19 protein-coding genes, 2 tRNA genes and 1 pseudogene are annotated in these 19,105 nt (G+C 72.0%); 9 read left to right on the plus strand and 13 right to left on the minus strand.

The annotated features are described in order from the left end of the window. Positions 1–35 precede the first annotated feature (35 nt). Positions 36–902, minus strand: coding sequence for a bifunctional DNA primase/polymerase (locus AB0924_RS02425; protein ID WP_358929820.1), 867 nt, complete (start codon positions 900–902; stop codon positions 36–38). Positions 903–1,272: 370 nt separating this feature from the next. Here AB0924_RS02425 and AB0924_RS02430 point away from each other — a divergent pair, with 370 nt between their 5' ends. The 3 genes from AB0924_RS02430 to AB0924_RS02440 all read left to right on the plus strand — a co-directional run bounded on the left by AB0924_RS02430 (position 1,273) and on the right by AB0924_RS02440 (position 4,413). Continuing rightward, positions 1,273–1,530, plus strand: coding sequence for a hypothetical protein (locus AB0924_RS02430; protein ID WP_358929822.1), 258 nt, complete (start codon positions 1,273–1,275; stop codon positions 1,528–1,530). 325 nt (positions 1,531–1,855) lie between these two features. After that, positions 1,856–2,419, plus strand: coding sequence for a SigE family RNA polymerase sigma factor (locus AB0924_RS02435; RefSeq protein ID WP_366910465.1), 564 nt, complete (start codon positions 1,856–1,858; stop codon positions 2,417–2,419). A gap of 335 nt (positions 2,420–2,754) precedes the next feature. Continuing rightward, a complete protein-coding gene (locus AB0924_RS02440; protein ID WP_358929827.1) occupies positions 2,755–4,413 on the plus strand; it encodes a long-chain fatty acid--CoA ligase in 1,659 nt (552 codons plus the stop codon). 81 nt (positions 4,414–4,494) lie between these two features. Here AB0924_RS02440 and AB0924_RS02445 read toward each other — a convergent pair whose 3' ends face one another. Continuing rightward, complete coding sequence (locus AB0924_RS02445; protein WP_366910466.1) at positions 4,495–8,955, minus strand: PAS domain-containing protein; 4,461 nt, start codon at positions 8,953–8,955, stop codon at positions 4,495–4,497. Positions 8,956–9,225: 270 nt separating this feature from the next. After that, positions 9,226–9,756: an SSI family serine proteinase inhibitor gene (locus AB0924_RS02450; protein ID WP_366910467.1), complete on the minus strand. Its 531-nt coding sequence runs from the start codon at positions 9,754–9,756 to the stop codon at positions 9,226–9,228. A 182-nt stretch (positions 9,757–9,938) separates the two neighbouring features. Between AB0924_RS02450 and AB0924_RS02455 the strand changes: the two genes are divergently transcribed. Further along, a tRNA-Ser gene (locus tag AB0924_RS02455) sits at positions 9,939–10,029 on the plus strand. Positions 10,030–10,224: 195 nt separating this feature from the next. After that, a tRNA-Arg gene (locus tag AB0924_RS02460) sits at positions 10,225–10,297 on the plus strand. A 77-nt stretch (positions 10,298–10,374) separates the two neighbouring features. On the opposite strand, the gene AB0924_RS02465 is transcribed toward AB0924_RS02460, so the two are convergent. The 10 genes and pseudogenes from AB0924_RS02465 to AB0924_RS02510 form a co-directional block, all read right to left on the minus strand. Continuing rightward, positions 10,375–11,610 carry a site-specific integrase gene (locus AB0924_RS02465; RefSeq protein WP_366910468.1) on the minus strand — a complete coding sequence of 412 codons (1,236 nt, stop codon included), beginning with the start codon at positions 11,608–11,610 and terminating at the stop codon, positions 10,375–10,377. After that, positions 11,598–11,804, minus strand: a complete 207-nt coding sequence (locus tag AB0924_RS02470; protein WP_366910469.1) for a helix-turn-helix domain-containing protein — start codon at positions 11,802–11,804, stop codon at positions 11,598–11,600. Before AB0924_RS02470 ends, AB0924_RS02465 begins: the two co-directional genes overlap by 13 nt. Next, positions 11,801–13,154 (minus strand): annotated as a pseudogene (locus AB0924_RS02475) (replication initiator). The gene AB0924_RS02470 and the pseudogene AB0924_RS02475 overlap by 4 nt, the downstream one beginning before the upstream one ends. A 94-nt stretch (positions 13,155–13,248) precedes the next feature. Beyond that, a complete protein-coding gene (locus tag AB0924_RS02480) occupies positions 13,249–13,554 on the minus strand; it encodes a SpdD protein (RefSeq protein WP_366910485.1) in 306 nt (101 codons plus the stop codon). Positions 13,555–13,579: 25 nt separating this feature from the next. Then, on the minus strand, positions 13,580–13,774 hold the full coding sequence (locus AB0924_RS02485) for a hypothetical protein (RefSeq protein ID WP_366910470.1): 195 nt from the start codon (positions 13,772–13,774) through the stop codon (positions 13,580–13,582). Positions 13,775–13,790: 16 nt separating this feature from the next. Next, positions 13,791–13,982, minus strand: a complete 192-nt coding sequence (locus AB0924_RS02490) for a mobile element transfer protein (protein WP_366910471.1) — start codon at positions 13,980–13,982, stop codon at positions 13,791–13,793. Between the two features lie 10 nt (positions 13,983–13,992). Beyond that, a complete protein-coding gene (locus tag AB0924_RS02495; protein ID WP_366910472.1) occupies positions 13,993–14,613 on the minus strand; it encodes a DUF2637 domain-containing protein in 621 nt (206 codons plus the stop codon). A 33-nt stretch (positions 14,614–14,646) separates the two neighbouring features. Then, a complete protein-coding gene (locus tag AB0924_RS02500) occupies positions 14,647–16,023 on the minus strand; it encodes an FtsK/SpoIIIE domain-containing protein (RefSeq protein ID WP_366910473.1) in 1,377 nt (458 codons plus the stop codon). Next, positions 16,023–16,379: a hypothetical protein gene (locus tag AB0924_RS02505; protein ID WP_366910474.1), complete on the minus strand. Its 357-nt coding sequence runs from the start codon at positions 16,377–16,379 to the stop codon at positions 16,023–16,025. The genes AB0924_RS02500 and AB0924_RS02505 overlap by 1 nt, the downstream gene beginning before the upstream one ends. 168 nt (positions 16,380–16,547) lie before the next feature. After that, entirely contained in the window at positions 16,548–17,336 is a 789-nt protein-coding gene (locus tag AB0924_RS02510) for a GntR family transcriptional regulator (RefSeq protein ID WP_366910475.1), read from the minus strand. Positions 17,337–17,445: 109 nt separating this feature from the next. Between AB0924_RS02510 and AB0924_RS02515 the strand changes: the two genes are divergently transcribed. From AB0924_RS02515 to AB0924_RS02530, 4 genes are read left to right on the plus strand one after another with little or no spacing between them, the layout of a single operon-like run. Next, the gene (locus AB0924_RS02515; protein ID WP_366910486.1) at positions 17,446–17,853 is read left to right on the plus strand and encodes an NUDIX domain-containing protein; all 408 of its coding nucleotides are present in this window, start codon (positions 17,446–17,448) and stop codon (positions 17,851–17,853) included. A 46-nt stretch (positions 17,854–17,899) separates the two neighbouring features. Further along, positions 17,900–18,328, plus strand: coding sequence for an ATP-binding protein (locus AB0924_RS02520; RefSeq protein WP_366910476.1), 429 nt, complete (start codon positions 17,900–17,902; stop codon positions 18,326–18,328). Then, positions 18,322–18,711: a hypothetical protein gene (locus AB0924_RS02525; RefSeq protein ID WP_366910477.1), complete on the plus strand. Its 390-nt coding sequence runs from the start codon at positions 18,322–18,324 to the stop codon at positions 18,709–18,711. Before AB0924_RS02520 ends, AB0924_RS02525 begins: the two co-directional genes overlap by 7 nt. 52 nt (positions 18,712–18,763) lie before the next feature. Then, a complete protein-coding gene (locus tag AB0924_RS02530; protein WP_366910478.1) occupies positions 18,764–19,027 on the plus strand; it encodes a hypothetical protein in 264 nt (87 codons plus the stop codon). The last annotated feature ends 78 nt before the right edge of the window (positions 19,028–19,105 follow it).

Consider the following 19,105-nt stretch of genomic DNA (forward strand, 5'->3'; position numbering starts at 1 on the left):
GGCCCCGGTTGCGGTGCCGGAGAACCGGGCGGCCGTCAGGGCCGGTGGCCGGTCATGCGGGCCGCCGAGGCGATCGTGGCGCGGGCCTCGCGTTCGGTCAGGCCGGTGTCGACGGCCGCTTCGATCAGGGGAGCCAGCAGGGCGGGACCGATGCCGTTCTCGTAGGCGCGGCAGGCCGCCCAGAACAGGCGGGTGTTGCGCTGGCCCTCGTGCGCGGTGAGCACGAAGTGGATCAGGCCCCGCCCGTGGTCGCCGGCCGGCGGCGGCGCCGGGTACGCGGCGCGTGGCGGGGGCAGGAGCAGGCGCAGCAGGGCCGCCGGGCAGGCGGCGGGGGCCAGGTGGTCGGTTCCCGGGGCGGTCGCGTACACGCCGTGCTCCGTGCGCGAGCCCGGGCCGACGAGGTAGCCGCCGGCGCCTCGGATGTCGATGCCGGGGGCGAGGCGGCCGGCGGAGTTGGGGACGACGGTGTCCGACGGGCCGGTCAGCCACAGGTGGCGGCCGCCGCTCGGGGTGATCACCACGACCGTCTCGGGGATCGTGAACAGATGCCGCAGGGCCAGTTCGCGCAGCGCGGCCGAGGAGTCGGTGCCCGTCTTGGTGTCGAGGTCGACGCCGATGAGGTGGTACGGAGGCAGCCCGCAGGCGATGCCGTAGCCGCCGGCCCAGGGCGCGGCGGCGAACAGCTCGCGGATCCGGGCGGGGTCGGTGGAGGCGTCGTACACGCCGTGCCCGAAACGGCCGCACTCGCCGTGGCAGGAGGTGGGGCCGGGGTCGTCGTGGTGGGGGGAGCGCAGGGCCGGGAGCTTGCTCCGGGACAGGGGGATGACGGCCAGTCCGCGTTCGGCGGCTGACAGGGCGTGTGCGAGGGCCAGCGTCGTGGCCTGCCGGTCGGTGGTGGCCATGGCTCTATGTTCGTACGTACGTTCGAAAAAAGAAAGGGGTGGTCGTGAGGGTGCGCCGGAAATGGGAAGTCCGGCCGGAAATCGGGCGGAACGATTCGTCCCTTACGTGGCTCGGAGAGCGGAGGGCCCGTACTGCGGGTTGGCATGACGCGAAGCGAAGAAAAATGGCGAAAGGGGTTTATCGACATGTCATCACGCTTGCGTGCGAATGGCAGCCTCTGGGGTGGTTCGCCGGGATTCGGTGGGCAAGTCTGGATGCGCGACGTCGTTCACGACAGCCGAGCCGGTGGGCCAACCGCCTTGGCGCAAGCCGTACTTCACGGACCTCCGGCCGTTCCGGCCGGAAGGTGCCCGGTTCTGGAGGGACAACATGGCAAGTATCCGTACCGCCCGCGTTCTCGCCGCCGTCTCCGCACTACCGCTCGCAGCCGCTCTCTTCACCGGTGTCGCGGGTGCGGACAACGGCGCCCTCGCGGGCGACGGATCGACCGCCGGCGTGGCGAGCCTCGCCGGCAGCGGCGTCGGCCGTGACAACGGCGGGAACGTCGCGCAGATCAACGGCTCCGAGCTCACGGCCCTCCAGCAGGGCACCGAGAACGTGGCCTTCCACTTCACCCCGCTGTGGTGAGCCGGGGGCGGGGACCCTTGTGGTGAGGGTTCCCGCGGGGTGTGCTTCGGGGTCGTAGGACGGCTGCGCGGCGGTGCTTCGGTGCCGCCGCGCAGCCGTTTCCCGGTTCGCGGACCCCGGTGGCGGCCGGAGCCGGGGGGCGCCGGCCCCGGGGCTGCTCCGGAGCGCCCGCAGGCGAGCCCGCAGGGGACAACCCGCACAGACCGTCATCCCGCGGTCCACCTTCAGGAGGTGAGGACGGCCCCACCCCTACAACCTGAGGGGGACCCGGCATCGGGACCTGGGGCCGATCCGCGGGCGGCCGGTCCGCTCCTAGCGTGGAGCCATGACCACACCCGTCTGCACCAGCGCCTCGGCCGCCGCCGCACCGGCGCGGCAGACCCACTCGTTTCCGTCGTTCGCGTCGTACGTGCGGGCCCGCCAGCCGGTGCTGCTGCGCACCGCGCGGTCGCTGACCGCCAACCCGAGCGACGCCGAGGACCTGCTGCAGACCGCGCTGACCAAGACCTATGTGGCCTGGGAGCGGATCGAGGACCACCGGGCGCTGGACGGCTACGTGCGCCGGGCGCTGCTCAACACCCGTACCTCGCAGTGGCGCAAGCGCAGGGTGGACGAGTTCGTCTGCGACGAACTGCCCGAGCCCGAGCCCGAGCCCGCGCCCGGCTCGGGGGACCCGGCCGAGCGGCAGGCGCTGCGCGACGCCATGTGGCGGGCGATCACCAGACTGCCCGCGCGGCAGCGGGCGATGGTCGTCCTCAGGTACTACGAGGACCTCAGCGAGGCCCAGACGGCCGAGGTGCTCGGCGTCTCGGTGGGCACGGTGAAGTCGGCGGTCTCCCGGGCCCTGAGCAAACTGCGCGAGGACCCCGAACTGGGCCTGGTCCGCTAGACCGTGTCCGCAAAGTCGCGCCTGCGTCGCGACGCCCGGCACGTACTCTCGCCGCACCGGCCGCAAGCCCGAGTACGCCCGGTACGAGGGCATCCGGCCGGCACTCCCCCGGCCTTCGGCCGGGGGGGACCCCCAGAGCACGCACCGGACGCCGCGACGCCCGCCCTGCGGGCGAACGACGCGACTTTGCGGACACGACCTGGGCCCGGCCGCGCGGCACCCTGGGGTCCGTCGTCAAACTGTTTCTCTTCTCCTAGTGACATACCGCGCGGTATGTGCGCAGAATCAGCGCAACCCCGACCACCGCGTAGGCAAAGTCGCCCGGGAGGACCGCCGTGCTGAGCACCATGCAGGACGTACCGCTGCTGATCTCGAGGATTTTGACCCACGGGTCGACGGTCCACGGGTCGTCGCGGGTGATCACCTGGACCGGCGAGGCCGAGCCGCACCGCCGTACCTTCGCCGAGATCGGGGCCCGCTCGGCACAGCTCGCCCACGCGCTGCGGGACGGGCTCGGAGTACGCGACGACGACCGTGTCGCGACGCTGATGTGGAACAACGCCGAGCACGTCGAGGCGTACTACGCCATCCCCTCCATGGGCGCGGTGCTGCACACGCTGAACCTGCGGCTGCCCGCCGAGCAGTTGGTGTGGATCGTCAACCACGCCGCCGACCGGGTCATCGTCGTCAACGGCTCGCTGATCCCGCTGCTCGCGCCGCTGCTGCCCAAGCTCCCGACGGTGGAGCACATCGTCGTCTCCGGTCCCGGCGACCGCGCCCCGCTCGAGGGCGCCACCGCGCGTGTGCACGAGTACGAGGAGCTGATCGCGGGCCGGCCCACCGCCTACGACTGGCCGGAGCTGGACGAGCGTCAGGCCGCCGCGATGTGCTACACCTCCGGCACCACCGGCGACCCCAAGGGCGTGGTGTACAGCCACCGTTCGATCTACCTGCACTCCATGCAGGTCAACATGACCGAGTCGATGGGCCTCACCGACCAGGACACCTCGCTGGTCGTGGTCCCCCAGTTCCACGTCAACGCCTGGGGCCTGCCGCACGCCACGTTCATGACCGGCGTGAACATGCTGATGCCGGACCGCTTCCTGCAGCCCGCCCCGCTCGCCGAGATGATCGAGCGGGTGCGGCCGACGCACGCGGCGGCCGTCCCCACCATCTGGCAGGGCCTGCTCGCCGAGCTGACCGCCCGCCCCCGTGACGTCTCCGCCCTCACCCAGGTCACCATCGGCGGTTCGGCCTGCCCGCCCTCCCTCATGGAGGCCTTCGACGAGCTCGGCATGCGGGTCTGCCACGCCTGGGGCATGACGGAGACCTCCCCGCTGGGCACGGTGGCCCGCCCGCCGGCCCACTCGGTCGGCACCGACGAGGAGTTCGGGTACCGCCTGACCCAGGGCCGCTTCGCGGCCGGCGTGGAGGCCCGGCTCACCGGCCCCGGCGGCGAGCGCATCCCGTGGGACGGCGAGTCGGCGGGTGAACTGGAGGTGCGCGGCCCCTGGATCGCGGGCGCCTACTACAACGGCCCCGACGCCGAACCGCTCCGTCCCGCAGACAAGTTCAGTGAGGACGGCTGGCTGAAGACCGGTGACGTCGGCACCATCTCCCCCGACGGCTTCCTCACCCTCACCGACCGCGCCAAGGACGTCATCAAGTCCGGCGGCGAGTGGATCTCCTCGGTCGAGCTGGAGAACGCGCTCATGTCCCACCCGGACGTCGCGGAGGCCGCCGTGGTCGCCGTGCCGGACGAGAAGTGGGGCGAGCGCCCGCTGGCCACCGTGGTCCTCCGGGAGGGGGCGAGCACCGACTTCGAGGCGCTGCGCGCGTTCCTCGCCGAGGAGGGAAAGATCGCCAAGTGGCAGCTCCCGGAGCGCTGGACGGTCATCGCGACGGTCCCGAAGACCAGCGTCGGCAAGTTCGACAAGAAGGTGCTCCGCAGGCAGTACGCGCAGGGCGGCCTTGACGTGACCAGGCTCGGCTGACGCCCGGCGCATGAACGGACAGCCCCCGGCACACGCCGGGGGCTGTCCGCTCATGCGGGGCGAACGCCGCCTGTCAGCGCACTAGTTCGTGCCGATGCCGGCCAGCAGGTCGACGATCCGGCTCTGCACCTCGGGGCTGGTGGACCGCTCGGCGAGGAACAGCACGGTCTCACCGGAGGCCAGCCGGGGCAGGTCGGCCGGATCGACGGCCGCGGTGTAGACGACGAGCGGGGTGCGGTTGAGCTGCCCGTTCGCACGCAGCCAGTCGATGATCCCGCTGAACCCGGCCTGCCGGCGGTGCACCTGCATCAGGTCCATCACCACCAGGTTCGGCCGGAACTGCCCCGCCAGCGTCACCGCGTCGCTGTCGCTCGCGGCCCGCGCCACCTGCATCCCGCGCCGCTCCAGCGTCGAGGTCAGCGCCAGCGCGATCTCCGCGTGCTCCTCGATCAGCAGCACGCGCGGCGGATGCTGCTCGCTGTCCCGCGGCGCCAGCGCCTTCAGCAGGACGGCGGGGTCGGCGCCGTACGCCGCCTCGCGCGTCGCCTGCCCGAGCCCGGCCGTGACCAGCACCGGCACCTCGGCGGCGACCGCCGCCTGGCGCAGCGACTGCAGCGCGGTACGCGTGATCGGCCCGGTGAGCGGGTCCACGAACAGCGCGGCGGGGAAGGCCGCGATCTGCGCGTCGACCTCCTCACGGGAGTGCACGACGACCGGCCGGTAGCCGCGGTCGCTCAGCGCCTGCTGGGTCGTCACGTCCGGCGCGGGCCACACCAGCAGCCGGCGCGGGTTGTCCAGCGGCTCCGGCGGCAGCTCGTCGTCCAGCGGCTGCGGTCGCGGGGTGTCGGCGACCTCCACGGCCCCGCCGGGACCGTCCAGCGGCTCCGGCCCCTCGGCCGCGTTCGCGTCCGGGGCACCTATGGCGTACGACCGTCCGCCGCCCTCGGCGGTGGGGGCGAGCCGGGACTGCCCCGCGAGCGAGGGCTGCGCGGGCGGCTGCTCGGCCGGCGGATGCGGCCGCACGCCCAGCCCCGGCTGCGCCTCCTGACGGGCGGCCGGGTCGGGCGGCGTGCCCAGCTTCCGCCGGCGGCCGGAACCGCCGGGCGCGTGCGGGGGCGGGGTGGGCGTCGGCTGCTGCACCTGCAGGGCCTGCCGCGCGAACGGCACGCCCTGCCCGAGCGTACGGACACTGATCGCCCGGCCCTGAGTGGAGTTCGGGTCGGCGGCGTTCCCCGGCGCCTCGGCGGGCAGGGGCAGCGCGGCCGGCAGGGGCTGCGCGGCGGCGTGCTCCGGGGGCAGCGGGGTGCCGGTGGCGGGAGTGGTGGCCGGGTTCGGCCGCGGCGCCGGACCCGCCGGGGGTACGGCCACACCCGCGCCGGAGGTGGCGTCGGCACCGGGCCACTGCTGCGGTACGGCGGCGGCGGGGGTACCGGTGGCCGGACCGCCCTGAGCCACCGGCGCCTGGCCGGCGGCCGCCTCGGCGGGCAGCGGCTGGGCGGCCGGGATCCCGGCCGGGGGAGTGGCCTGCGGGGCGGCGGGCTGCTGCCCCTGGACGGGCGGGTGCGCCTCGGGGGCGGCCTGAGCGGGCAGGGGCACTCCCTGAGCCGGGGTGCCCTGTGCGGGTACGCCCTGACCGTGGGTGCCCTGCTGCGCGGGCAGCAGGGGCCGGCCGGGCCTGCCCTGGGCGGGCCGGTCCGGGGCCACCTGCGCGGTAACCGGCCGGCCGGGGGGTACGGCCGCGGCCTGAGCGGCGGTGCCCTGCGCGGGCACGGCGGCGTGCGGTACCGCCGTCGGCCGACCGGGAGCGGCCTGAGCCGGCACACCGGCCTGAGCCGTGCCGCCCGGCTGCCCGGCGGGGCCCGCCGGTGCGGCCGTACCCTGCGCCGGAATTCCGTGCCCCGGGACCGGCTGCCCGGCCGGTCCCGTGACGGCCTGCCCGGGGGCCGGCTGCGCGTGACCCGCCCGGGCCGGGGCCGCCTGCGCCGGAACGGCCCGGGCCGGAGCGTCGACGGCCGGAGCGGGGCCCTGAACCGGCTCCGCCGCCTGCGCCGCCTCGCCCGGCTGGGCCACGGCCCGCCGGCGGCGGCCGGTCGGCGCGCTGGTGGGGTGCGGCTGCGGCGGGGTGTGGTCTTCGGCCTGGTCGGGCGTCATGGCGTCGTGCCGGCCGTCGTCGTCCGTGCCGCCCACGACGGCCACCGGGGTCTGGCCGACCACCGGCGCCGGTCCGGCGGATTCGGGTGAGCGGTCGGCCTCGGCGGGCGGCAGGGCGAAGACCGTACGGGCGCCGGACTCCTGCGCCGCGGCCCGCTCCTGCGCCGCGGCCAGCGCCCGCCGGCGCCGGCCGGTCGGCTGCGCGTCGTCGGCCGCACCGGCCTGGGCCTGCTCCGCGCCGGCCACGGGCAGCGCGGGCGGCAGGGCGGCCTGCGGTGAGTCCGCGTCCCGCCGGGCACGGCGGCCCGTGGGCACGGGCACGCCCTGCGGCGGCACGGCGCCGCCGAGTCCGTTGCCCGCGGCGGCGGTACCCGCGGCGTGCTCGGCCGCCGTCATCACGGCGCCCTCGCTCACGCCCTCGCCACCGGAGTCACCCGCACCGGGCTCGGCGGCCGGGCCGCGTCGCCGTCCGGTCCCGCCGTCCTGGGCCTCGGCCACGACCGGCGCCGCCGCCTCGACGGCGGCCGCCGCACGCCTGCGGCGCCGCCCGGTCGGCGAGGGCGACTCCGTCCCGCCGTCGGCGGGCTCACCGGACCCGCCCGGAACGTCGCTCTCCAGGAAGGCGTCCGTCGAGGCCCGGCGCGCCCGGCGCCGGCCGCCACCGGTACCCGGCCCGGCGGCCTCCGCCACGGCCTCCACGGCGTCCGGGACCTGGGCGGCGACCGCCCCGGCCCCACCGCCGAGCGGCACCTCGAGCACGTAGGCGCTGCCGCTCATACCCGGCACCTCGTGCGTCTGGAGCACTCCGCCGTGCGCCCGGACGATCCCGCGCACGATCGGCTCGTGCACCGGGTCTCCCCCGCTGTACGGCCCGCGCACCTCGATCCGCGCGACCTCACCGCGCTGGGCGGCCGCGACCACGACCGTGTTGTCCAGGTATCCGCCCGCCGAGACGGGCGTGTTGCCGGTGGCGTCGACACCGGCCACGTCGGCGACGAGATGCGCGAGCGCGGTGGCGAGCCGCTGCGCGTCGACCTCGGCCTCGATGGGCGGCGCGTGCACGGCGAACTGCACCCGGCCGGGCCCGATCAGCTCGACGGCCCCGTCCACACCGGCCGCGACGACGGCGTCGAGCATCACCTTCGTCCGGGCGATGTCCTCGCTGCCGGCGTCGAGGTGCTGGTAGCCGAGCACGTTGTCGATCAGCGTGGTGATGCGCGAGTACCCGGCGGACAGGTGGTGGAGCACCTGGTTGGCCTCGGGCCACAGCTGTCCGGCGTCGTCGGCGGCGAGGGCGGACAGCTCGCGGCGCAGTTCGTCCAGCGGCCCGCGCAGCGACCGGCCCAGCAGCGTGAGCAGTTGCTCGTGCCGCCCGGCGAGCGCCTCGTAGCGGTCCTTCTCCCGCTCGCCGAGGGCGGCGTACCGCTCCTCGCCCGCCGCCAGCTCCTCCTGGTGCTGCTCGCGCAGTTCCTCCAGCTCGGTGACGTGCGCCTGGCGCAGCGCGGTCAGGTCGGAGGCGTGCTCCTCGGAGAGCCGCTCCAACTCCTCGGCGTGCGCCTTCTCCAGAGTGGACTTCTCGTCGGCGAGGTCGTCGTACGGCCGGCGGTCGGTGAAGGTCATCACGGCGCCGACGAGCTGGTCGCCGTCGCGTACGGGCGCGGTGGTCAGATCGACCGCGACCTGATCCCCGCCCTTGGACCACAGCACCTGCCCGCGCACCCGGTGCTTGCGTCCGGAGCGCAGGGTGTCGGCGAGCGGGGACTCGTCGTACGGGAAGGGCGAGCCGTCGGCGCGCGAGTGCACCACGAGGGTGTGCAGCTCCTTGCCGCCCAGCTCACCGGCCCGGTACCCCAGTATCTGGGCGGCGGCCGGATTGACCAGCACGATCCGCCCGTCGGTGTCGGTACCGACGACACCCTCCGACGCCGCCCGCAGGATCATCTCGGTCTGCCGCTGCGAACGGGCCAGCTCGGCCTCGGTGTCCACGGTTCCCGACAGGTCCCGCACCACGAGCATCAGCAGCTCGTCACCGGTGTAGCCGTAACCGTCGTACGCCTGTTGCCCGTTCTCCAGATTCGCGCTCGTGACCTCGACCGGGAACTCCGTCCCGTCGGTCCGCCGCGCGATCATGCGGGTCGGCTTGGTCCGCCCGCGCGGGTCCATGTGATCGGGCCGCCGCATGGAGCCGGGGATGAGCCGGGAGTCGAACTGCGGCAGCAGATCGAGCAGCCCGCGCCCGACGAGCGCGGTCCCCGGCGCCTCGAAGGCCTCCAGGGCGATGGTGTTGGCGTTGACGACGGTTCCGTTGGCGTTGACCAGGACCAACGCGTCGGGCAGCGCGTCGAGTATGGCTGCGAGGCGAGCAGCGCCTCGGGATGGCCTGCTGCTCACGAGACGCTTCCTCCTTGTTACCGCACCTTGCCTACCGCTCGGGCCATCTTGCCAACCGGCCCGCAGGGTGTCACGCGAGGGAGTCTAAGGGCACGGGTTGCGCTCGCGACGCCGGATGAGAGGGAGGTCGCACGACGAAGTGACGGCGAACATGTGACCGTACGCGTCCGTCGTGCGGCCGGCCGCTTCCCGGCCGCGTTCCGCTCTCGTCCCGGCTCCGCGAGACCTTCGCGGGACCTTTACGTGAGCTGTGGCCGCACCGGGTACCGCCTACGCGGGCGAACCGAGGTCGGGGAGCAGCGGCACCATCCGGTCCCACCGCGTGATCTCGCATCCGTTGCCCCGCTCGTACGCGGCGTCGACCGGGCGTCCGGCCCAGGTGCCGGTGACCCGGGCGGTGGCCGGTCCGCCGTAGACCATGGTGCAGACGCTGTCGGGGGCGACCGGGGCGAAGGTGTCCCGGCCCCACTGTGTGTTCGCGTCGAGCGCCCGGCAGGCTCCCGCCGCGTCCGGGTGGTTCCCGGCCGTGGGATGGCAGGTCACCTGGTACGTACCGTCCAGCCCGCGGCCCGCCTGCCGTACGACGACGGTGAGGTGATCACCGGTCTCGTCCTCGGGACGCGCCGGCGGGGGCATGAGGCCCGCGCCGGGCGGGGTGGGCGCCAGGTGGGCGAGGTGGGCGGAGGTGGCGGCCGGTGCCGCCGGGGCGGCCGTGGCCGGTGCGGCGGCGAGGGCGGACAGGGACGGGACCGAGAGGGCGGCGAGGGCCGACACCAGGACGCCCCGCGGGACGACCGACATGACAGAGACCATGCGCTGATCAACGCCCACGGGCCCCGGACGTTGCGGCGCCGCACCGCCGGGCGAAGCCCTTTGCCCTGTGACCCCGGTGCCTAGTACCGTGGGGGTCGATTGGTGACAGCACGCTCGACTGTGTCATCATCTGCACGCACCAGTCGCGCGCTCGCGTGAGTGGTTGTGCTGGAGGCGTCGCCTAGTCCGGTCTATGGCGCCGCACTGCTAATGCGGTTTGGGCCTTAAAGCCCATCGAGGGTTCAAATCCCTCCGCCTCCGCGCCCATCCCGAAGCCCCGGTCCCAGGACCGGGGCTTCGGCGTTGTCGGCTCCGCCCGCCCTCATCCGCGTTTTCGCAGGTCACAAGGGGTATGCGAATCGGATTTCACATGACGGCGGCAGTCATGTAATGTTCTTCCTGTCGCCGCGAGCGGGCCGGAAGGGCCGGGAGCGAAGGACAAAAACTAAAGAACAAGCACTCGTAGCTTAACGGATAGAGCATCTGACTACGGATCAGAAGGTTGCAGGTTCGAATCCTGCCGAGTGCACACAGGTTGAAGGCCCCGGAGAGATCCGGGGCCTTCTGCGTTTCAGGGTCATACAGCAGCGAAGTACAGCAACGGCATCAGCCGGCACCTCCCATGGCATCGGACAGCTTGCCGAGCGCGGCCCGCACTTCTTCCTCGCTGGCTTCGGCGTAGACCTCCATCGTCATGGCGATCTGCGAGTGCCGCAGGATCCGCTGCGCGACCTTCGGATGCACCTTCAGGGCGACCAGGAGCGAGCTGCAGGTGTGCCGGGTGTTCCGGAGCGGGATCACCCGGAGCCCGGCACGCCGGGCCCGCAGGGCGAACATGCGGGTGAGGTTCCCCGGCTCGATCGGCGTCCCGTACTTCGTCGTGAAGATCAGCCCGCGAGTGTCCTGCCACAGCTCACCGGCCGCTTTCCGGTCCCCGGTCTGCTGGGCACGCCGCATCCGCAGCGCCCGGAGGCAGAACTCGGGGAGCGGAAGGAAGTCGTCGGACTCCTCCGTCTTGGTCTCCCGGTGGAGGATCTGGCGGCCCGCGCGCTGGATCTGGTGATCCACGTACAGCTCACCGGCCTCGAAGTCGATCGACTGCCAGGTCAGGCCCAGGGCCTCACCACGCCGCAGGCCGAGGCAGAGCACCAGGACCCAGGCCGCGAAGAGCGGATCTTCACGGGCGACCGAGTCGGCCAGGAAGCGCCCCGCCTCGACCACGGACCAGGGCTTGATCCGGCGCCGTCGGGGCTTGGGCACTTTGACCAGGGAGGCCACGTTCTTGCTGATCTCCTCCTCGGTCACGGCGTGCGTGAGTGCGGCCCGCAGGGCGTCACGGGCGGCTTGGACGACCCGCCGGGACGGATAGGCCTCACAGCACGCCCCGACGGCACAGCACCGCTGACGCGGCTTGGCCCGCTTGGCGTCCTTGCCCTGGGCGCAGCACTGGCAGATGCCGGCCAGCTTGGTCAGCCACTCCCGCACGTCCCGGACGGTCAGCTTGTCGAGCCGCTTCCCGCCGAGGTGCGGAACGATGTAGAGCCGCACCGAGCCCTCGTACGACACGTACGACAGAGGAGCGAGGTTGGGCTTCACGATCGACTCGAGCCAGTAGGACAGGAATGCCTGCACCGTGCGGTGCCGGGTCTGCACCGGGCCCTTGCTGGCTTCACTGTGGAGCCTGATCCATTTCTCGTGCGTCTCCTCGCGGGTCTTGCCGTAGACGTACTTGCGCTTGCGGTCGCCGTCCGGGGTAGTGACCCAGGCGTAGGCCGCGAAGCCGTTCTTGTACGCGTAGATGGACCCCTCGCCGTTGGCCCTCTTGCCGCTCATGCCGCCCACTCCACGGTCTCGGAGGCGCAGCGGTTCACGTACTCGTCGACCCAGGCCGGGAGGATGCGGCGGTTACGGCCGATCTTCACGGACCGGATCTCACCGCTCAGGACCAGCGCCTTGGTCTTGGAGAGGCCGAAGCCGAGCATCTCGGCGACTTCGGCCGTGGTGTGCCACTTGCGGGTAATGGTCACCGTGGTCATGCGGTGGGCTCCCCTTCGGTTCCGGGTGCGGGTTCGAGAGATGAGGCCAGCCAGGCTTCGGCGTCTGACAGGCCGGTGCCGGCGAAGACCCAGTGCGCGAGGACGTACGTCGTCTCGGTCTCCGGGCCGTTGGCTGTTGTCGTTTGGGCTCGGCGCCATTCGGCGCCATTCGGCGCGGGCGTCGCGGAGGGCGCCGAGGGTGGTGGAGTAGCGGCGGGACTTGGTGGAGAAGTGGCCGCGGAATCCGAGCATGTGGGCCCAGGCGCGCAGGCGGAGGTGTTCGAGGTCCTTGCGGGCGCCGAGGGTCCAGGCCGTTCGGATGAGGCGGCGGGCGTGGTCGCTGATGTCGAGCTGGGCGAGTTCGGCGGCGAACTTGAGCGGCCGGTCGAGAGCTCCCGTGGCGGTCTCGGCACCCTTGGTGGCGTACTTGGCGATGTAAGCGGCGACGGCCCGCTCGGTCAGCTCCTGGCCGCCGTCGAAGTCGGCCGAGCGGATGGTGCGGACGTCGAGCTGTCGGCCGAAGGCGAAGGTGTGCGTACGGCCGTCGATGGCCGGGCCGTCGACGCGGACCTTGGCGGCGGCGGCCTCGATGGCGTCCGTGAGCAGTTCGGCGGTGGCCCAGGCCGGGGGTGGAGTGTCGCCGCCGCCGGGGCCGTCGAGGCGGATCACGGCGTGGAAGTGGACGGCTCCGCGCTTCTGGTACTCGGCGACCTTGGCGAACGAGACTCGGGCGTGCTGGCGGAAGTGGCGCTGTGACAGGCCCGCGCGCTTGGCGGCCTCTCGGCGGAGGTAGATGGAGAAGCGCCGCCAGAGCTGTCCGGCGTGCGCGTTCCAGAGCACGGCCGCTTCGTAGTCGTAGGTGTCCGGGTCGAGCGGTGTGCCAAGGACGTCGTCGTCCTGGTCGTGGTGGGTGCCGCAGCGGCAGGGACGGCCGTCTGTGCGGCGGTTGTGGACCGGGCCGAAGCCGGGGGCGGTGAAGGTGGCGAAGACGCGAGGGTGGGCGGCGACGTGTTCCGGAGTGCCCTTGCCGCCGCGCAGTCCGGCGGTGATCAGGTGGAAGGTGTCGCGGCGGTAGACCTCGGCGCAGGCCGGACAGCGGGTAATGCGGCGGTTGTTGCAGCGGACGAGGAGTTGGCCGGCCGGGAGGGCGGTCGAGTCGAGGTGCTGGAGGACGCGGCCGATCTCGCCGGTCGTGGTGTCCACGTCGTACTCGGTGCGGTGGCCGTCCAGCCGGATGGGGTGCGTGCAGCCGCCGAGTCCGGAGAGCTGACGGAGGATACCCGGCAGGGTGCCGTCGGCGGCGAGGTTGCTGAGTTCCGGGAGTGGTGGCGGGGTGGTGCGGGCGAAGATGGCGGTCTCCTTCTGTCGGGCACTGTCGGGAGGGATGGGCCACCGGGGCGGCGGATGCTTGGCCGTGTCTCGCCGCCCCGGAGGTCTGGGCGTCTCAGCGTCGGTTGTGCTCGTGGAGCAGCGAGCGCAGGACCACGGCGGCGATGGCTACGGAGATGGCCGTGACGGCGACGGCGGCCAGGAACGCGGTGAGGACGACGCCGGCGACGACCACGGCCACGACCGTCTTCTGATCGATGGGGATCGACTGCATGGAGCGTCGGGCGGGAGCCGGGTCGGTCCACTGCGGCGGCTGCACTTCAGGGCAACGGTGCTCACGGACACTCGGCTGATGCCGCACGGCGCCATGGGTGTGGACCGGCGGAGGGGTCGGGTTGTCCGGGTATTTGGGCAGGAACACGGCGAGCTCCTCCTTACCTACTCGTCTAGTCATGTGAGCCGTTTACGACGCCCACGCCGGACCGCGTGCCGGACTCGATGGCGGGCGCGAGGAAGGTGTGCGAGAGCCAGAAGCCGAACAGGGCGATGAGGACGACGGTCCAGGTGCGGACGCCGAGGAATTTGATCGCTCCCCAGGCGAAGAAGCCGAGGACGACGACGAGCGGCAGGCTGACGGTCACGGTGGTCCGGGTCCTTTCAGCGGGCGGGACAGCGGTGGGTGCGGGCGGCCAGTTCGGCGGCGGCGCGGCTGTCGTAGTCGGCGGAGAAGCCGCAACGCGGTGCGGTGCAGGCGGCGGTGTGCTTCTCGCGGCCTCGGTGGTCGTAGGCGGTGCCGACCTGGACGGGGCCGATGCGGGTGACGTTGCGGAAGCTGCGGTTGGCGGCCATGGATCTCCTCTCAGAGGTGGGCGGCGATGGCTTCGGCCATGGGCACCGGGACGCCGAGGCGGGCGCGCAGGGTGGGGGTGTCGATCGGGGTGCCGGTGCGGGCGTGGTGCTCGGCGGCGACCTTCCGGGCGTGGGCGACCAGGGCGGACGGCACGGGTACGGGCGGGGGTTGCGGCGGTGCCTCGATGGCGGGTTGTGCAGGCGGTTCGGGCACAGGTTCGGGCTCGTCCTCCTGGTCCTCGATGACCTCCGCACCGGCGTCCGTCTCCGGGGCGGTGTGAGCGAGGAGGGTGCCGCCGAGGAAGGCGACGGCAGGCCAGCCCGCGACGAGGATGCGTAGCCAGGCCGGGACGTTGCCGAGGTCGAGGAGGCCAGCGGTGGCGACGTTGGCGCCGAGGGATGCGGTGAGTGCGACGACGAACCAGCACCAGGCCGCCGTCTTGGTCGTACCGGAGCGCAGTCGACGCCAGGCGGCGACGAGCAGCAGGTCGACGGAGACGGGGTAGGCCCAGGCCTTCCAGCCGTCCTGTCCGGCCGCCACGGCGACGTCGTGCAGGTGGGCGAAGGACAGTGCGGCGGCGATGAGCGCCTGGACGAGCACCGCGTCGACGCGGGCTAAGCGAGCGCGCATGAGGCGGCTCCTTCCGGAATCGAGCAGAAGAGATCAGTCGGTGACCGGACGGGGCAGGAAGACCGGGGCCGCGGTCTCGACCGGGCGCACGGGTACGACGGGCCGGAAGGGCTTCAGCGCGGGCAGGTCGGGCACCAGGTGGGCCGACTCGCGGCAGGTCTCGGCAGCGTCCCCCAGGGAGAGGTACGGCGTGCGGATGCGGGACCAGCCGCCGGAGGTGTCGCCCGCTACGGCCAGGCCGGGCCGTTCGGGAGCGATGGAACAGGCTGCCTGGACAGCCTCCGGAGCGATGTCGCCGAGGGCCATCTTCGCGGAGGCCTCGTCGTTGACGCGGTGGCACACGCGGCCGGTGAGCTGGGCGCGGAGCATGGTGGCGCCCTTGCCGAGTTCAGCGCCGAAGCGCTGCCCGCAGACCTCCAGGTAGATGCCGGCGGCGCGACCGAGCTGAGCGAGCCGGATGAGCTGAGTGACCATCTCGTCGCGGCGTTCTTCGTCCTTCTTGGTCGCGACGAGGAAGAGTTCAGCGACCTCATCCACGAACAGGACGATGGGCACGGGGCGTTCGTGGTCGGGCAGGCCCCAGACGTCGGAGGTGATCTCCTCGTCCGGAGTGCCAGGGGCGATGCCCTGCCGGGCCTTGATCAGGTCGTACCGGTCCTCCATCTCGTTGACCAGCACGGGCAGCAGCTCGGCCGCCTGCTCCGGGTCAGTGGCCAATGCGGAGAGCCGGGGTGCAAATGGGGCCAGTTCGACGCCCCGCTTGCAGTCAATGCCGACCATGGCGACAGGCTGAGGGGCGAGTCCGGCGACCAGGTGCCGCAGGTACATGGACTTCCCGGACAGGGTGGCGCCGAGGGTGAGTTGGTGGGGAATGGTGCGGTAGTCCCGGACGAAGGGTGTGGCGTCCTCTCTCAGGGCGACCGGCACTTCGAGGGGGCCGTGCGCGGCCTTGCGAGGCATGCGCACCCGACGTAAGACGTCGTAGCCGACGAGCCGCAGGTCGACGACCCCAGGCTTCACGGTGGTGACGTAGACGGCGTGGACACCCCAGGCGTGCCGCAGTCGCTCGGCGGAGGCCGCGAAGTCGGCGGGCTCCTGGCCCGGCGCCAGGCGAAGGCGGATCCGCAGTCCGGTCGTGGTGGGCCGGATGATGCCCCGGCGCGGCGGTACGGGCCGCACTTCGCGCTGGGTCATGGCCTTGACGGCGAGGACCCGCAGCCGGGAGGGAGCCACGGTCAGGCCGCATGCCTCCATGACCGAGCCGTACGAGCTGAGCAGCCGGACCGTGGACACCGGGAGGCCGACCGTGGACCAGTACGCCGCCGGGTGCTTGGCCCGGGCGTAGGCGGCCCCGCCGCCGAGTGCGGCGACAGGACCACCCACTTCGAGGAGCGTCGTCAGGTCGGACATCAGGCGGCAGCCCCGGAGACGGCCGGGAAGGCGGCCGGGGTCACCGCGGCGGCCCGGTAGGCGATGCCGTGGCGCTGCTGACCGTTGAAGACGGACTCCCACGGCCGGGCGATGAGGCCGGGCAGCGACACCGGCGAGCCGAGGATCAGGCCCTCCGAGACGCCGCCCTCGGGAACGGTGACCTTGATGAGCGAGGACTCACCGTCCTCGATGTAGACGACGCCGATGGTCATCAGCGCCTCGCCGCTGATCGCGTCCTTGGCGATCTCGCCGGTCTGCCGGTCACGGACCTTCGGCTCCGGGGCCTCCGTGAGGAGGATCGTCGCGGCGGAGGTCTCAACGCGGATGGTGCGCAAGGTACTGCCCCTATCTACTCGTCTATACAAGAGTCGACCTGTGAGCCCCGATCTCCGGGTCACGTGGATCACCTTGACACACAACTTGCCCACTCGTCTATACGAGTAAGCGTGTCGGTGTGTACGAGTTCGGAGAAGCGTCCCCGCGCACTACCGCCGCTCGCGGGATCAGATCGCCGGGAGCTGGTACGACAGGACGTACGCATCCGCTGCCATGACCGTGTCGCAGACCTCGACGGCACGTCCCTCGGTGTCGAAGGCCGTTCGGACCAGGTGGATGACGGGCACGCCGGCCGCCAGGTGCAGGAGTTTGACCTCTGCGGGCGAGGGCATCCGAGCCCGGATCTCCTCCTCGAAGTGGTCGAGGTGGTGCCCCAGCTCTTCGAGCCGGGCGTAGATGCCGCCAGGACCCGGGTTGGGCTCGGCGATAGGAGTCCCGCGGGCGATGTCGAGCGGGAGGTAGGAAGTCGCGAACTCGACCGGCCGCCCGTCGAGGAGATACCGGCGCCGACGAGCGAGGACCCGCCGCACCGACCCGAGCCGGGTGGAGATGTCCTGACTGGCCTTTTCCTCCTTGACCTCGAGGCTGTCGACCGTCGGATGACTGCCTGCGGCGTCGGCCTCCACGATGAAGGCGGACTTGCCCTGCTCGCGGTGACGCCGGGCGAACCGGTCGGAGGCGAGCCGGCGCACGGGGGGACGCGGCCGGACGAAGACACCCTTGCCGTGCTCGGCGTGAACCAGGCCCTCGCCCGTGAGGACGGAGAAGGAGTTCCGGACGGTCATCCGGGAGACGCCGTAGTGCTCGACCAGCTCGGCTTCGGAGGGCAGCTTCTCGCCCTCGCGGAATCGCCCACGGTCGATGGCCTCGCGGAGCTGGTCGGCGATCTGCCGGAAGACCGCACGATCGCTCGTGGGGTCGAGATCACCGAGGAGGCCCGAAGGAAGAGGGCTCACGTGAGTACTCCTTTAGGTATCTAGACGAGTGGGCGAGTTCTGTTGCTACGGTGGAGAGCCTAGCCAGCCGAGAGGGCCGAGGAACGTGAGCACTGAACGCCCGCACTCCGTGAGCGTCGCCGGGGTCGTCGTGGACGACCAGGGCCGGGCCCTCCTGATCCAGCGCCGGGACAACGGCCACTGGGAGCCGCCGGGCGGCATCCTCGAACGCGAGGAGACCATCCCGGAGGCCCTTCAGCGCGAAGTCCTCGAAGAGACCGGCATCAAGATCGCGCTTCCCGCGACTCTGACAGGCGTCTACAAGAACATGTCGGGCTTGATCGTCTCGCTGGTCTTCCGCTGTGAAGCCGCCGACGGTGTGCCCACCACAGGTGACGAGACCCGGGCACTGCGCTGGGCCACCCGCGAAGAGGTCACCGAGCTTGCCGACGAGGCGTACTCGATTCGCGTCCTGGACGCACTCGACGTGACGACCCCGCCGGCCATCCGCGCCCACGACGGCGTGAAACTCGTCTAGCCCGAACCCGCTGCACATGGCGGCCTACCAGCGTAAAGGAACTTGTATGCACGAGTATACGAGTAAGGCTCGGGTCTGGGGGCTGAGTTGCCCAGGATTCCCGGAAGAGGTGAGTCGGGCCCGCCGATGGACCCGTGACATCCTGTGCGGCTCCCCTTTAGCCGACGACGCCGAACTGATCGTGAGCGAGCTGAGCGCGAACGCGATCCTCCACACGGCGAGCGGCCGGGAGTACGGCAGCTTCCACCTGGCCGTCGCGGTCTCCGCTCAGGTGGTGGCGGTCTCGGTCACGGACGACGGCGGTACGGGGACAGCCCCGAAGGTTGAGCACCAGGACCAGGACGCCGAGCATGGCCGAGGCCTGGGCATGGTCAGCGTCATCGCTCACCGGGTCGTCGTCCACGACAGCGACCAGGGCCACACGGTCACCGCGGAGCTGTACGCAGAAGCGCCGCAGGGAGGTCATTCGTGCTGAGTCAGGCAACCCGCCGCGGCTTCTGGTGCGAGTGCTGGACAGAAGACCTCACCGAGCAGCGGGGGCCGGCACTCCTGGCATCCTTCGATGCCTATTCGGCACCGCAGGCCGACCGATGGGTGGCGGTGGCACTCCGCACGATCTCACCAGCCTTGGATCCGGACGCTTCCGACGAGGCGTGGGAGTGGCTGCACGACGGCCGCGCCGAGACCAGACGAGCCCTACTGCGGTCGGAATCCTGCACGGTGTCAGTCGTACACGCTGGCACCCGCGTCACTTGGACCATCCGACCGGTGGCCTACCTACCGCTAGCCCATCGGACAGAGCTCCCGCCCTGCGCCTATGAGTTCAGCCCCAGAACCAGAGTGTCCCCTCTCAACTGACACTGAAGGCCCGGCCTCGTATAGAAGCCGGGCCTCAGGCATGCTCGGGCATATGAGCGCCTACAGCAGCGACCTGGATCTGACGGTCACCGACGCCACCGGCAACGGCGTCGAGGTGGACGTGGCAACGAACCTGCTGAACGGCACCGTGCGGCTGTCCGTGCTGTGGACCCAGGAGATCTACCTGCACCCTGATGACGCCGAACAGGTAGCCCAGTCACTGCTACGAGCTGCCGAACACGGCCGCCGCATCGCGGAAGCCCGAGACTCGGGAACTGGCCAAACCACCAGCTCCAGCGTGTCTAGTCCCAGGTGATGTTTGACGTTCTGGTCTCAGCTGATGCTTGACGGTGGGCCTAGACAACATCGGAAACTTCGCGGGGTTTGTTCGCTT

The organism is Streptomyces sp. NPDC047869, assembly GCF_040704065.1.
Lineage (GTDB): Bacteria > Actinomycetota > Actinomycetes > Streptomycetales > Streptomycetaceae > Streptomyces.

Excerpts from the sequence above, each read along its gene's own strand:
- AB0924_RS02435 (WP_366910465.1), top strand. The coding sequence starts at position 1,856 with ATGACCACACCCGTCTGCACCAGCGCCTCGGCCGCCGCCGCACCGGCG.
- AB0924_RS02430 (WP_358929822.1), top strand. The coding sequence starts at position 1,273 with ATGGCAAGTATCCGTACCGCCCGCGTTCTCGCCGCCGTCTCCGCACTA.
- AB0924_RS02495 (WP_366910472.1), bottom strand. The coding sequence starts at position 14,613 with ATGCGCGCTCGCTTAGCCCGCGTCGACGCGGTGCTCGTCCAGGCGCTC.
- AB0924_RS02500 (WP_366910473.1), bottom strand. The coding sequence starts at position 16,023 with ATGTCCGACCTGACGACGCTCCTCGAAGTGGGTGGTCCTGTCGCCGCA.
- AB0924_RS02520 (WP_366910476.1), top strand. The coding sequence starts at position 17,900 with ATGCACGAGTATACGAGTAAGGCTCGGGTCTGGGGGCTGAGTTGCCCA.
- AB0924_RS02425 (WP_358929820.1), bottom strand. The coding sequence starts at position 902 with ATGGCCACCACCGACCGGCAGGCCACGACGCTGGCCCTCGCACACGCC.
- AB0924_RS02450 (WP_366910467.1), bottom strand. The coding sequence starts at position 9,756 with ATGTCGGTCGTCCCGCGGGGCGTCCTGGTGTCGGCCCTCGCCGCCCTC.
- AB0924_RS02490 (WP_366910471.1), bottom strand. The coding sequence starts at position 13,982 with ATGGCCGCCAACCGCAGCTTCCGCAACGTCACCCGCATCGGCCCCGTC.
- AB0924_RS02530 (WP_366910478.1), top strand. The coding sequence starts at position 18,764 with ATGAGCGCCTACAGCAGCGACCTGGATCTGACGGTCACCGACGCCACC.
- AB0924_RS02470 (WP_366910469.1), bottom strand. The coding sequence starts at position 11,804 with ATGACCACGGTGACCATTACCCGCAAGTGGCACACCACGGCCGAAGTC.